Consider the following 12,418-nt stretch of genomic DNA (forward strand, 5'->3'; position numbering starts at 1 on the left):
TGGGCTTAAAAAGCAGATTCTTACAACAAGCAGAATCCACAACAAGCCACTAGCCAAGCAGCATTATCGCCACATCGCTTCCTATCTGCATTCCTTGCGTGGCATAAATCTCTTTAACTACGCCATCTATGGGGGCTAACACTTCATTTTCCATTTTCATAGCCTCCACAATCGCCAAAGTATCGCCAAGCTTCACCTTATCGCCCACCTGCACCTTAAGCTTTGTGAGTGTGCCGGGCATTGGCGATTTAGCGTGTCCGGGAGCAGTAGCTTGTGGCAATGCCCCTGCCTTTTGCTCTTTATGAATCTTAGATTCTAATGATGTATCTATACTCTCTACAAAAACTTCCTTTAGCTCCCCATCTACGCGGATAAAAAACGGACGCACCTCATCAGTTCTCTCCCCACTGCCCTCAACCTTAATCTCATAATGCTCCCCATTGACAACAATATTAAAATCCTTAGGCAATTTGCTATCGCATTTTTCTTCAAAAGATTCTAATGGTTCAGGCTTTAACGCATTGGCATTCCGCTCTAGTAAAAAAGTCTTAGCAATATTCCCAAAAATCGCAAAAGAAATCACATCTTGCGGACTTTTAGCAAACTCTTTTGAATCTTGCCTTGCCTTTTCTAGCTCTGGCTCTAATAAATCCGCCGGACGCACATCTATGATTTTCTCTCCCTCACCTAGCACCTTTTTGACTAAAGATTCATTTAATGCCGCAGGTGTGCGACCATACAAGCCCTTGATGACATTACGCGTTTCAGTTGTGATAGTCTTATACCGCTCTCCCATTAGCACATTTAGCACCGCTTGTGTCCCTACAATCTGGCTTGAAGGCGTTACCAAAGGCACATAGCCAAAATCCGCTCTCACCTTTGGAATCTCACTCATCACAGAATCCATTCTATCAAGGGCATTTTGCTCTTTGAGCTGATTTGCCATATTTGAAATCATACCGCCGGGGATTTGACTAAGCAAAACGCGTGTATCAATTTGATTATATTGAGATTCAAACTTTTTATATTTTCTGCGGTTTTTACGCAAAATCTCCGCTGCCTTTTCCATTGGCTCTAAATCTAAGCCACTATCCCATTTGCTTCCTTGCAGTGTGGCGACCATTGACTGCGTACAGGGGTGGCTTGTGCCTTCACTTAAAGCAGAATTTGCCAAATCTAGCACATCTACACCAGCTTCGACTGCCTTTAAATGTGTGCCAAAAGCAAATCCAGCCGTTGAATGCGTATGCAGACTTAAACTCACACCTATCTCTTCTTTCAATGCTTTTACCAAATCATAGGCTACAAAAGGCGTTAAAAGTCCCGCCATATCTTTAATGGCAATAGAATCACAGCCCATTTTCACTAGCTCTTTAGCGTATTCCACAAAGCTTTGTATCGTATGCACCGGCGAAGTCGTGTAGCAAATCGCCCCTTGTGCGTGTTTGCCATATTTTTTGACAGATTCAATGGAAGTTTTAAGATTTCTGCCATCACTAAACGCATCAAAGATTCTAAAAATATCCATTCCTGCTTGAGAGGATAGCTTGATAAACTCATCTACCACATCATCAGCATAATGCCGATAGCCGATGAGATTCTGCCCCCGCAGTAGCATTTGCAAAGGCGTTTTCACACAGACTTTTTTAAATGCATATAAACGCTCAAAAGGATCTTCTTTCAAATACCGCAAACAAGTATCATAAGTCGCCCCACCCCAAACTTCCAAGCTATGAAACCCAATAGAATCAAAAATTTCCGCCGCTTGAAGTAAATCCTCTGTCCGCATACGCGTAGCTAGAAGTGATTGATGTCCATCTCGCAAACTATTTTCTGTGATTTTTATCATTACGCCAAACCTTTAATTTTGAGATTAAAAATTGTATCGCATTTGATATTACAAAAGGTAAAATCCCCTTAGGATACAACCTCGTAGGTTAAGATTGTAGCATTTTTGCCGTGTTTTACTTCACTCAAAACTAGCCCTGCTATCTCTAAATGCTCTAATTCTTTTGTAGAATCTAACCCTTTTTGAGCCACTGCCCTTGCGTAGATTCCACGATAATGTTTAGCATAATGGCTCACTCTCTTACCATTTTTTAAAAACACCACTTGTGTATAATGTTTGTATTTTTCCACTTGATAGACTTTGAGATACGCTTCTGCACGCAAATCTAGCACTTCACTATTTTCTAAAATCTCATCAATACTTGACTTAAGATTCTTATATAATGCTTTCAAAGCAAAAGTCCCCTTGCCCTTACCCTGATGAAGATTATAATAAGGCAGGGGTGTATCTGCCCTAACCATTCCAAATAAATTACTAAAAATATAGAGATGTTCTCGCACATAACTCTTTGCTTTAGAATCTAATCTTTCAAAATCTAAAGCCTTATACCCCACGCCATTATATAATCTCACCGCTTCAACACAAGGGGCATTCAAGCAGTTTTGTGCTAAAGCAAGTTCATCTAAATCTAGTTTTTTAGTGCCAAAAAGTGTGGATATCTTGCTTTCAGCCCCACTTTGCAAAAATACTATATATTGCTTCACCGCCTCTTTTACCACTAAAGACACGCCATTAGATTCTAGAGATTCTAAGTCAAACACTCGTAAATCCCCATTTGGGATTATCTTACCTTCACTTGGGCTAAATAGAATCTTCATTTAAGCCCCAATCCCAGCACTTCATCAATAATAGGCGTATAAATAGAATCTTTTCTTAGCCATTCCCCTAACTGCCCACGCCCCTTAATACCCAAATCTTCAGCACTCATAACCACGCGTATAAAGCCACTCGCATAAGGGGCAATCTCATAGGGCTGCCATATCATCACAATTCCAGCCCTTGTAATGAAAAATAAATTAGACATCTCCCTTAAGGGCAAAGATTCAGCAAAAAGCTCATTCTTTTGTGGCTCTAGTTTTTGACTTAGCAAAGAGAGAATCTTATCCTTTTTACTCATATCAAACACATCTTCAATCTTGTTTGAAAGCTCCTTGCCACTCTGCAGTGAAAAGCTACGGAATGCAATCTCGGTATTGCCGTGTGCCCCACCCTCATAGGCATATTCATTTTGCCTAAAGGTAATGATTTTATTTCTCGCCACCACTTCTATATTACTATCATACTCGCTATTAAAGATCAATCCCCCGCCATCTTGTGTGAGCTGACTAAAGCTATCTTGTAGCTCTTTTTTTAGGCTATTTATAAGGCTTTGTTTATCTTTTGCTCCATTATTCAAAGCAAGATTTAGATTCTCAATCGCCCCTTGTGGAATCTTATTATTCTGCGGGATAAAGGCTTTTGTGATACTTTTTACATATTCCACATTTTGCCCTTCAACATTTTGGCTACTCTTAAAACGCTCTGTGAAAAAATCAACCTCATACAGCTCACAGCTCTCACATACCTTAAAGGCAAACTCCTTACCCTTTAGCTCACTATCCGCATTCCACACGCCTTTTAGCACCAATGCTTGAGATTCTAGCCCAGATTCAACCTGTGAGAGTGAAAAATGCGAGATTTCATCATTCTCTGTTAGCGTAATGCCTATGTCCAATGCCCCATTATCCATTCTCGTAAGATAGACATACGCCTCTGTATTTTTATCTCCCACAACCCCCATAGCGACATAAAATCTTTGCTCATTTGGTAATAGCCCAAGCATTTGGCTAAACTCACTCTCACTACGGACTTTTAGCACAAGGGGCTGATTTTGTTTTGTCCCAGATTCTATTGTAGATTCTTCTTTTTTAGAATCCCCATTATCCCCACAGCCTGTAAATATCACTCCACCAAAAAGCAAAGCAACCCCACAAGCAAAAAGATAGTTTTTCATTTTCTACTCCTTAAATAGATTCTCTCTCCACTAACATTTCTACCAGCCTCTTGCGATAGCGTGGCAGCTCACACACCCAGAGAGAATCCGCCCATACACATCAGCACTTTTCATCATTTCATTTTGTTTCAAAAACCGCTCCAGCACTTCAATATTTTCAGCACTCCTATCCACAATCCCACTTACGACATTAATATTCCGCCTTTGTGTCGCACCAAGATAAGTATTTGGATCTGTGCGTTGCAATTCCTTATTAAGCATCTTAAACTCCGCCAACCCCTCATCAATCCACTCTTTTTTATTATACAAAAAGCCTTTTTCCATTTGATTCATCGCATATTCCATATTTTGCATAATATACACCAAAGAGCTTTGAGCAAAAGCCCCACACACAAAGATTCCAGCAATCCACAAGATTTTCATTCCCCTACTCCTTTTATGGCTTTATGTTTAATGTCTTTCAAACAGCTTTGAGCCGATACGCACGAGATTTGCCCCATAAGCAATGGCAATTTCAAAATCCCCACTCATTCCCATAGAGAGAATCTTAGCCCCCTTATCCTTCAAGGAATGAAAAATATCACTTGTTTTTTGAAAGCTTTGTTCTATCTCTTTGCGATTTGGGCTATTTGCCCCGATACACATCACCCCTTCCATAATGATATTAGGACAGGTTTTTAGAATCTCATCATACACTTCCCTAGCAGATTCTACACTCACGCCACTTTTGCTTATTTCATCTGCTGCATTGATTTGGAGTAACGCCCTAACCTTTGCTTCCCCCGAAAGCGTTTGCAAACGCTTTTGAATCGCTTGAGCGGTTTTGAGTGAATCTACACTATGAATAAGACTAGGCTTTAATGCCAAAAGAGCATTTATCTTATTTTCCTGCAACTTCCCTATAAAATGCCACTCCAAAGGCACATCATCTAAGATTTGAGCCTTCAAGCGTAAGTCCTGCACCTTATTTTCACCAAACGCCCTTTGTCCGCACTCATACAACGCCCTTATAGAATCCACATTTTGATACTTACTCACCGCCACAAGCGAGATGATTTGATGTGCGTTATAAGCCAATCTCGCCCTTTCAATCCGCCGCAAGATTCGTTCAAGTTGCAAAGCTAACATTTCTTTCCCCCTTTATGCTAAAAGCCTAAAAATATCATTATACAGCCCAAGCAGCATTAGCCCAAGCAACACTGCCCAACCACAAAGCGTGAGATAATACGCCACATTTTCACTTGGGGCTTTCCGCATAATTACTTCATAGAGATTAAATATAATATGCCCTCCATCAAGGGCGGGAATAGGCAGGAGATTTAAGATTCCAAGATTCACAGAGATTAAGGCAGTGAGCCAAAGCAAATGCGTTAGCCCAGATGACGAAGCCGCGCCAATCACAGAGACAATGCTTACCACCCCGCCAACTTCACTGCTAGGCACTACTCCGCTTATAAGCTTTATAATACTTTGTGCGATAAGCGTGCTTGCCTTAATGCTCTCATCTATCCCAAACACAATAGAATCTAGCCCCTTGTAATGCACCATTCCAACCGCCCCAGCACTGCTTATGCCAATAATCTTGCGAGTAATATTCTCCCTAAAAATATTTTGAGCTTCCTGCTCCATAGGCAAAACACGCACACGAAGACTTTCTTTTAATTCCCCTTGCCCCCTTTGAATCTTTAGCTCCAACTCCCCTTGAGATTCTATAATCATAGAATCTAGCTCTTCCCAAGTCTTAATCTCCTTGCCATTTATCGCTACAATCACATCTCCTACTTTTATCCCAGCTTTCACAGCAGGATAGTTTTCTTTCACTTCTCCAACCACAGGCAACAAGCTTGCTTTTCCCAAAAGCCCCACAGCCATATACAACAAAAACGCCAAAAAGAGATTAAAAAATGGACCAGCAAGTAAAATTGCTATGCGTTGCCAAGGCGACTTAGAAAGATAGGAATCCGCTTCATAATTTTTTAGCTTAGGGTTACTATCATCTTGCCCTTTTAGCTTGACATATCCACCTAGTGGGATCATTGATAAGGCATATTCTGTTTGCCCAAACTGCCACGACACAAGCTTTTTACCAAAGCCTATGCTAAAGACTTCTACTTTTACACCGCAGATTCTAGCGACTATAAAATGCCCTAGTTCGTGGAAAAACACAAGAAATGAAAGGATTAAAAGAGCGATAAAAATACTCATATATCCCTACTTATACATTTATGCTTTTCACATATTTTATCGTGTAATCAGCCCCAGAATACAATGTGAGTGCCACTGCTATCCATAGCAAAATCTCCCCACCCGGAAAGAAATCCGCGAGCAAAAAGCCAATCGCCGCACTTTGCACACCCGTTTTATACTTCCCACTCGCACTTGCTGCTACACTCGCCCCACTCCCAGCGATAATCACCCTTAAACCGGTAATAAAAAACTCCCTTGAGAGTATCAAAAACACCGCCCAAGGCGAAGCCCTATCCAAAATAAGCAACGCAATAAAAGCCGATAAAATAAGCATTTTATCCGCCAATGGATCAAAGACTTCCCCAAAACGCGAATGCAATCTATACTCCCTTGCGATATACCCATCAAAAAAATCTGTCAATGACGCCACACAAAAAATAAGGCAGGTTAGGTAATTCACCCAGCTCCTATCCACAAAATCAGGCAAAATCACATCATAATGCAAAGCAACAAAAAGTAATAAAATTGCTAGAAAAATCCTTGAAATGCTTAAGATATTAGGCAAATGCTTCACTCTCAATCCCTTTTATACTTGTGAATCTTAATCAAAATATGCGGAAAAATTAGGTCAGATTCTACAACGGATTGTTTAACTTAACACAAAACCAAGCAAAAGTTATATAAGAGTTATACAAGAATTATACGAGTTTTTGCTACAATCACAACATTTTTAAAGCACAATACAGCAAAGGAACAACGATGATTAATATTTTTGTAAGACGCAATGGCTTAATCGTGCGTGAAAGCCTACTACTCAACGATACAAGTGCCGCCATATTAAAAGAGCAAGATAAGATTCTATGGATTGACCTTTTTCACCCCTCAACCGATGAGATTAACCACATCTCCAAAACTTACAACCTTGAAATTCCCACAAAAGAAGAACGAGAAGAGATTGAGCAATCCGCGAGATATTGGGAAGACAGCGGCAGTATCACCATTAATACCTACTTCCTTGTCCGCTCTTTAGAATCTGAACTCCACAACGAAACAATCACCTTTTTGCTGTGTAAAAATATCCTTTTCACCCTGCGTTATAGTGAATTCCGTGTGTTTGATGAGATTCAGCAAATTGTCCTAGCCACGCCCAGAGTGTTTGAAGATGGCTTTGATTTAATCGGTAAAATCTTTGAAATCCGCGTAGAAAAGGACGCCGACTTGCTAGAATCTGCAGCCAAAAACACCCGAGCGTTGCGAAAAAGAGTTTTCAACTCACAAGTAATCAATTATGATGAAATGCTAGAAGAGCTTTCATCCTTGCAAGAGCTGAATATGAGTGTGCGAGATTCCCTTTTTGATAAAAGGCGTGCCATTACTGCTATCCTTAAAAGTGATAAAGCCGATAGCGATATGAAAAAAAATATTACCATCGTGCTTAAAGACTTAAACTCTCTTGTAGAATTTACCGCGGTAAATATGCACGCCCTAGATAATATTCAAACCATTCTCACAAACCAAATCAACATTGAGCAAAATAAAACCATTAAGCTATTCACGGTTGTTACCGTGGCAATGATGCCCCCCACACTCATTGGCACAATCTATGGTATGAACTTTGACTATATGCCTGAAACACATTGGGATTTTGCCTATCCTGTGGTGCTTGTGATTATGATTCTATCCACAATCTTCCCCATTATCTACTTTAAGAAAAAAGGTTGGATTTAATGGATTTTTCTCATCTTTTTCATCAAGCTTTTTTTTGGATTGATGATTTTAATGCTTGGGTAGCCCTAGCTACGCTTATATTTTTAGAAATTGTGCTAGGCATTGATAATCTTATATTCCTAGCTATTATCATTGCTCGTCTGCCTGAATCTAAGCGTGAAAAAGCTAGAATCTTTGGCTTAGCCCTTGCTATGCTTTCTCGCATTGCCCTGCTTGTCTCACTTTTTTGGGTGATGAAGCTTACAAAGCCCCTTTTCACACTAGGAGATTTTGCGGTAAGTGGGCGTGATATTGTGCTATTTCTAGGGGGATTATTCCTTATCTACAAAGCCACGACAGAAATCCACGCTATGACGCAGCCCCAAGATTCAAAGCCCCACGCCAAGCAATACGCCGCCTTTGGCATAGTGCTATTGCAAATTATGGTGCTAGATATTGTTTTTTCACTAGATTCAGTGATTACCGCGGTGGGTATGGTAGATATTCTCCCTGTGATGATTATTGCCATTATTGTGAGCATGTTTGTTATGCTCTTCGTATCGCAAAGCATTTCACGCTTTATAGAATCTAATCCTAGCATTAAGATTCTAGCCCTTGCGTTTTTAATCCTTGTTGGTGTTACGCTTGTAGCAGATAGTATGCACTTCCATATACCAAAGGGCTATATTTATTTTGCTATTGCCTTTTCTTTGGGTGTTGAGATGATTAATATTTATCTTGCTAAAACTCGCACCAAAGATTCTCATTAATTCTTCTATGTTTTAATTCCGCTTTTCAAATTAGTTGCATACACAACTATTATTTTAAATCAAATTCGAGGATATTTGATGACAAAGCGACTAAGAGAGAATGCAGTTTGGGGGCGATATGCGATTGATGAGAATCTTTTATCTTATATGCCTATGTCTTTTTGGCTCAAATCTTTTAACTTCAGGCTTTCGCTTAACAGAGCGAAGTCTAAACGGCACAGCACTCAACTTCGCTATCCCTAGAAGCAAAGAACGCAAGGTGCAAGTGGGAATCGTGGGAGAGATTTATATCAAATTCTCGCCACTTGGCAACAACAACCTAGAGGATTTCTTGTTGCAAGAGAATTGCGAGGTTGTGATACCGGGATTCTTAGATTTTTGTCTTTACTGCATAAACGATAGCATTGTGGAAAACAAAATGTATGGTGGCAAGCTCTCCACAAGGATTATTTATAAAATCGTGTTTGAGTATTTTTGTCGCAAACAACAAGACCTTATCAACATTATTAAAAAAACACGGGGTTTTCCGCACACCAGCGGCTTTCAAACACACTAAATCGCTTGCTGATGGCTATGTAAGTGAGGCGATGAATATGGGCGAGGGTTGGTTGCTGACAGCAGAAATGCTTGAGCTTATCGAGCAAGGTGTGAATAATGTCATCTGCACACAATCTTTTGGTTGCTTGCCAAACCACATCGTAGGACGCGGAATGATGAAAACTATCAAAGAGAAAAACCCGCAAAGCAACATTGTTTCAATCGATTATGACCCAAGTGCTACGCGTGTAAATCAAGAAAATCGCATTAAACTAATGCTTTCAAACGCAAAAAAAGAAATGCAAGAAAAAGCATTACAAGAAGCATAAAATATAAGCCAAACACCTTTAGATTCCAGAATCTAAAGGTGTTGCAAACACTTGATTTCACTACAATCTACTAAAATCTCAACAATCACTAAAATTGCTAGACTTTAACATTATCTTTTTGAGGCACTAAGCGCATACACAAGATTGCGTAGCTCAAAAATATCATCATTTGGTGCTTGAATGCCCTGTGGCAAATTGCTTGGCATAAAAACCTCACCATTACAACCATACCCATCAAACTTGCTAACTTTTAGCGTGCCAAGAACGATGTTCTCTCTTGCTCCTTCCCAAACTTGAGCAGTGTCTTTAATCTTATCGTTTTTATTTGGCACAACAAGTGTTAAATCAAACTCCACAGGAGCTTTTGATAACGCTTTTTTGAATGCAGATTCTAAAAATTCATCATTTAGCCCATTTAATTCCTCTTTGCTTAAACCCTTTATGCCAGCCTTTGGGATAAAGCTAAAGCGTGCCAAAAGCAAATCTCCATTTGATTGTAAAAACCCAAATGTATGCACGCTATGATACGCGCTATTTGCGAAGCTAGGTGTAATTGGCAGAGATTGGACTTCTTTGGCAAAGTTTGCAAACGAGCGCACTTTTGCTCGTTGTTTATCTGCCTTATCTTGCGTGATTTTACCCTCTTTTTGTTGCACTTGTAATCGCATAAACTGCTTAAACTCACTTGCATTGGTAGCAAAATTTATCCTCGCATTTGTCATTGCCATTTCCCAACTATCATTTTTGCCCTGTATTTTTAGTGCTAAGGAGCGATTTTTTGATTTATCGCTTTGTTTTAGATTCCCACCTGCTAGAGAAAATCGCACTTTCACCTTGCTTTTATTATGCAAAAGCGGGATAGCAAAGTCCTTTGCCACTTCTTTATTAGGGATAAACTCTCCAATAGCGCAAAAACCCTTAGCGTGATTGATTTTTTTATGTGGATTTGCCTCCTCTGCATTAAGTGTGTAAAAATACTCTACAATCTCTTGTGCATCATCTTGCACATCTGCTCTTAGCACACCAACAAATCCCAAAAACACCACAACAAGCACTTTTAGCCCATTCCAAACAAAAGTTTGTGAAATTCTTTTTTGCATTCTTACTTCCTTACAATAATTTTTAACCCAAACATTGTAGCATAAAACTTTCTTTAGAGAATCTTCGCGCCCTTTGATTGTGAGATTCCTATGAGTTGCACCTCATCACCGCTTACTAAGGATTGCAATGTCCTTATTTCCCCATCTTTTTCAATCTGCACAAACGCGCCTAAACGCTGTGGGTCTCGTGCATTTATGGCATTACATAATTGCTTTATATCATTTGTGGCGCACTCAAATCTATGTGTTATCCCCTGTGTTAGAGCATTTGGAAGTGGGCAACAACATTTCAATCGCAGCACTTGGTGTGGGTGCGCGCATATCAGCGACATAATCACTAATCACCGTATCGCTTTCGTGCCCCACTGCGCTAATGATTGGTGTCCTAGCATTATAAATGGCGTCTGCGACAATTTCTTCATTAAACGCCCATAAATCCTCCATACTGCCTCCACCTCTGCCAATGATAATGACATCAAAGCCTTTAGGCGTACCAAAAAAGCTATCAATATATGCAATATTTGTAGCGATAGATTCCTTTGCTTTCTCGCCTTGCACGAGGGTATTAAGCACAAAAAACTTCGCAAGATTCCACCGCTTTTGTGCGACTTTTTTAATATCCTCTATCACCGTGCCTGTGATAGAAGTGAGCACTGCCACACGCTTTGGGAATGCTGGGATTGGCTTTTTGTTATCAAAATATCCCCTTGCTTGAAGTGAGGTTTTTAACTGCTGATAAGTGAGCGAAAGCTCTCCTATACCATCTGGCAGGACTTCTAGGCAGTTTATCTGGTATTCGCCACGCGGTATGTATGCACTCACGCTTCCACGCACAATGAGGTTTAGCCCCTCTTGCATTTGGAATCTTAGCTTGCTTGCATTCCCTTTAAAAATAACACAGCGCACTTGAGAATTGCTATCCTTAAGGCTAAAAAAAATAAAACCGCTACTATGAATAGTAAGATTGCTTACTTCGCCGGGGCGTATGGGGCAGATTCTACATATTATAATCCCGCGAATATGGCGATAAGCGTGAGCTAGAAATAGATGCAAGTATTATCTATATCCCTACATTTAAGTTTGATGTGGTAAGTAGGGATAAGGGTATGAAACTAAGCTGCAAGAAAGCTTCTGACACAAATATGTGTGGTGCTGCTGGAAACACTATAGGTGGCTGTGGACAATTTGGCGGTAAAAATGGAGCGATTGTTGATGGCTATGCCAAGCAAACACTTCAGCCCGTCCCAAAGATTTTTTATAAAACTCGCACTTATGAGATTTTAGGATTAAAGACAAACTTTGGGTTAAACTTCACCACCCCATCAGGCTTATCTATGGACTGGGTGGTGAAGCTGGAGGCTTCTTAGAAGTTAGATGAGTTTGTAGGGGGCTTGTCCTACTTCATAGTAGTTATTCCCTTGTGAATCAATAGCCACAATCGCTGGAAAATTCTCAATTGTAAGCCTTGCTATCGCTTCAGGTCCAAGCTCTGGGTAAGCTAGCACCTCATACTTTGTAATACATTTAGAAATGAGTGCCGCTGCACCGCCCACAGCTACCATATACACAACGCCGTGCTTCACCATAGAATCCACCACTTCTTGGCTACGATAGCCCTTGCCTATCATTCCGTGAATACCCTGCTCTATGATTGTAGGCGTGTATTTATCCATTCTCCCACTTGTTGTAGGACCTGCTGAACCTATCGCATTGCCCGGCTTTGCAGGAGTAGGACCAAGATAGTAAATCGTCTCACCTGCCAAATCCACAGGGAGCTTTTCTCCCCTTGCCAATGCTTCAGTCAATGCCTTATGTGCAGCATCACGAGCAGCTAGAATCGTTCCGCTTATAAGTACGCTTTCCCCTGCTTTTAGGCTTTTTGCCACTTCTTTACTTAAAGGGGCTGTGATTTTCTTTGGCTCTGTCATTTTCTCCTCCTTCAATGC

The 12,418-nt window shown here is 40.4% G+C and carries 15 protein-coding genes; 5 read left to right on the top strand and 10 right to left on the bottom strand.

The features are described from left to right. Positions 1-49: 49 nt before the first annotated feature. From oadA to pgsA, 7 genes are all read right to left on the bottom strand, one after another. Complete coding sequence (oadA, locus tag HCN_RS05525; protein WP_014666815.1) at positions 50-1,849, bottom strand: sodium-extruding oxaloacetate decarboxylase subunit alpha; 1,800 nt, start codon at positions 1,847-1,849, stop codon at positions 50-52. A 68-nt stretch (positions 1,850-1,917) separates the two neighbouring features. Beyond that, the gene (locus HCN_RS05530) at positions 1,918-2,667 is read right to left on the bottom strand and encodes a YaaA family protein (RefSeq protein ID WP_014666816.1); all 750 of its coding nucleotides are present in this window, start codon (positions 2,665-2,667) and stop codon (positions 1,918-1,920) included. After that, positions 2,664-3,842 carry a DUF3298 and DUF4163 domain-containing protein gene (locus tag HCN_RS05535; RefSeq protein ID WP_002956521.1) on the bottom strand — a complete coding sequence of 393 codons (1,179 nt, stop codon included), beginning with the start codon at positions 3,840-3,842 and terminating at the stop codon, positions 2,664-2,666. Before HCN_RS05535 ends, HCN_RS05530 begins: the two co-directional genes overlap by 4 nt. 39 nt (positions 3,843-3,881) lie before the next feature. Further along, positions 3,882-4,265: a hypothetical protein gene (locus HCN_RS05540; protein ID WP_014666817.1), complete on the bottom strand. Its 384-nt coding sequence runs from the start codon at positions 4,263-4,265 to the stop codon at positions 3,882-3,884. Between the two features lie 27 nt (positions 4,266-4,292). Continuing rightward, the gene (locus HCN_RS05545) at positions 4,293-4,970 is read right to left on the bottom strand and encodes a YggS family pyridoxal phosphate-dependent enzyme (RefSeq protein ID WP_014666818.1); all 678 of its coding nucleotides are present in this window, start codon (positions 4,968-4,970) and stop codon (positions 4,293-4,295) included. A gap of 12 nt (positions 4,971-4,982) precedes the next feature. Beyond that, complete coding sequence (gene rseP, locus HCN_RS05550; RefSeq protein WP_014666819.1) at positions 4,983-6,047, bottom strand: RIP metalloprotease RseP; 1,065 nt, start codon at positions 6,045-6,047, stop codon at positions 4,983-4,985. Positions 6,048-6,057: 10 nt separating this feature from the next. Beyond that, a complete protein-coding gene (gene pgsA / locus HCN_RS05555; protein WP_002956517.1) occupies positions 6,058-6,603 on the bottom strand; it encodes a CDP-diacylglycerol--glycerol-3-phosphate 3-phosphatidyltransferase in 546 nt (181 codons plus the stop codon). Between the two features lie 185 nt (positions 6,604-6,788). On the opposite strand from pgsA, the gene corA reads away from it, so the two are divergent. The 4 genes from corA (at position 6,789) to HCN_RS05575 (ending at position 9,372) form a co-directional block, all read left to right on the top strand. After that, positions 6,789-7,757, top strand: coding sequence for a magnesium/cobalt transporter CorA (gene corA, locus HCN_RS05560; RefSeq protein ID WP_002956516.1), 969 nt, complete (start codon positions 6,789-6,791; stop codon positions 7,755-7,757). Beyond that, on the top strand, positions 7,757-8,506 hold the full coding sequence (locus tag HCN_RS05565; RefSeq protein ID WP_014666820.1) for a TerC family protein: 750 nt from the start codon (positions 7,757-7,759) through the stop codon (positions 8,504-8,506). Before corA ends, HCN_RS05565 begins: the two co-directional genes overlap by 1 nt. Positions 8,507-8,606: 100 nt before the next feature. Beyond that, positions 8,607-9,062 (top strand): hypothetical protein, encoded by a 456-nt coding sequence (locus tag HCN_RS05570; protein ID WP_014666821.1) that lies wholly within the window; start codon positions 8,607-8,609, stop codon positions 9,060-9,062. 37 nt (positions 9,063-9,099) lie between these two features. Then, a complete protein-coding gene (locus HCN_RS05575; protein ID WP_014666822.1) occupies positions 9,100-9,372 on the top strand; it encodes a hypothetical protein in 273 nt (90 codons plus the stop codon). A gap of 110 nt (positions 9,373-9,482) precedes the next feature. On the opposite strand, the gene HCN_RS05580 is transcribed toward HCN_RS05575, so the two are convergent. Both HCN_RS05580 and xseA read right to left on the bottom strand, forming a co-directional pair. Beyond that, on the bottom strand, positions 9,483-10,472 hold the full coding sequence (locus tag HCN_RS05580) for a catalase (protein WP_014666823.1): 990 nt from the start codon (positions 10,470-10,472) through the stop codon (positions 9,483-9,485). A gap of 240 nt (positions 10,473-10,712) precedes the next feature. Further along, positions 10,713-11,459 carry an exodeoxyribonuclease VII large subunit gene (xseA, locus tag HCN_RS10975; protein WP_232501883.1) on the bottom strand — a complete coding sequence of 249 codons (747 nt, stop codon included), beginning with the start codon at positions 11,457-11,459 and terminating at the stop codon, positions 10,713-10,715. A gap of 119 nt (positions 11,460-11,578) precedes the next feature. On the opposite strand from xseA, the gene HCN_RS05590 reads away from it, so the two are divergent. Next, complete coding sequence (locus HCN_RS05590) at positions 11,579-11,839, top strand: hypothetical protein (protein WP_014666825.1); 261 nt, start codon at positions 11,579-11,581, stop codon at positions 11,837-11,839. Between the two features lie 3 nt (positions 11,840-11,842). Here the strand turns inward: HCN_RS05590 and HCN_RS05595 are convergent, their stop codons facing one another. After that, the gene (locus tag HCN_RS05595) at positions 11,843-12,400 is read right to left on the bottom strand and encodes a Fe-S-containing hydro-lyase (protein ID WP_014667569.1); all 558 of its coding nucleotides are present in this window, start codon (positions 12,398-12,400) and stop codon (positions 11,843-11,845) included. Between the last annotated feature and the right edge of the window lie 18 nt (positions 12,401-12,418).

Origin of the sequence: Helicobacter cinaedi PAGU611, assembly GCF_000284635.1 — a bacterium.
In the GTDB taxonomy this organism is placed as follows: Bacteria; Campylobacterota; Campylobacteria; order Campylobacterales; family Helicobacteraceae; genus Helicobacter_C; species Helicobacter_C cinaedi.

What these genes read in the sequence shown, in the direction of transcription:
- HCN_RS05595 (WP_014667569.1), bottom strand. Translation starts at nt 12,400, where the DNA reads ATGACAGAGCCAAAGAAAATCACAGCCCCTTTAAGTAAAGAAGTGGCA.
- corA (WP_002956516.1), top strand. Translation starts at nt 6,789, where the DNA reads ATGATTAATATTTTTGTAAGACGCAATGGCTTAATCGTGCGTGAAAGC.
- HCN_RS05545 (WP_014666818.1), bottom strand. Translation starts at nt 4,970, where the DNA reads ATGTTAGCTTTGCAACTTGAACGAATCTTGCGGCGGATTGAAAGGGCG.
- HCN_RS05565 (WP_014666820.1), top strand. Translation starts at nt 7,757, where the DNA reads ATGGATTTTTCTCATCTTTTTCATCAAGCTTTTTTTTGGATTGATGAT.
- HCN_RS05530 (WP_014666816.1), bottom strand. Translation starts at nt 2,667, where the DNA reads ATGAAGATTCTATTTAGCCCAAGTGAAGGTAAGATAATCCCAAATGGG.
- HCN_RS05575 (WP_014666822.1), top strand. Translation starts at nt 9,100, where the DNA reads ATGGGCGAGGGTTGGTTGCTGACAGCAGAAATGCTTGAGCTTATCGAG.
- HCN_RS05590 (WP_014666825.1), top strand. Translation starts at nt 11,579, where the DNA reads ATGAAACTAAGCTGCAAGAAAGCTTCTGACACAAATATGTGTGGTGCT.
- HCN_RS05570 (WP_014666821.1), top strand. Translation starts at nt 8,607, where the DNA reads ATGCAGTTTGGGGGCGATATGCGATTGATGAGAATCTTTTATCTTATA.
- rseP (WP_014666819.1), bottom strand. Translation starts at nt 6,047, where the DNA reads ATGAGTATTTTTATCGCTCTTTTAATCCTTTCATTTCTTGTGTTTTTC.
- HCN_RS05580 (WP_014666823.1), bottom strand. Translation starts at nt 10,472, where the DNA reads ATGCAAAAAAGAATTTCACAAACTTTTGTTTGGAATGGGCTAAAAGTG.
- oadA (WP_014666815.1), bottom strand. Translation starts at nt 1,849, where the DNA reads ATGATAAAAATCACAGAAAATAGTTTGCGAGATGGACATCAATCACTT.
- HCN_RS05540 (WP_014666817.1), bottom strand. Translation starts at nt 4,265, where the DNA reads ATGAAAATCTTGTGGATTGCTGGAATCTTTGTGTGTGGGGCTTTTGCT.
- HCN_RS05535 (WP_002956521.1), bottom strand. Translation starts at nt 3,842, where the DNA reads ATGAAAAACTATCTTTTTGCTTGTGGGGTTGCTTTGCTTTTTGGTGGA.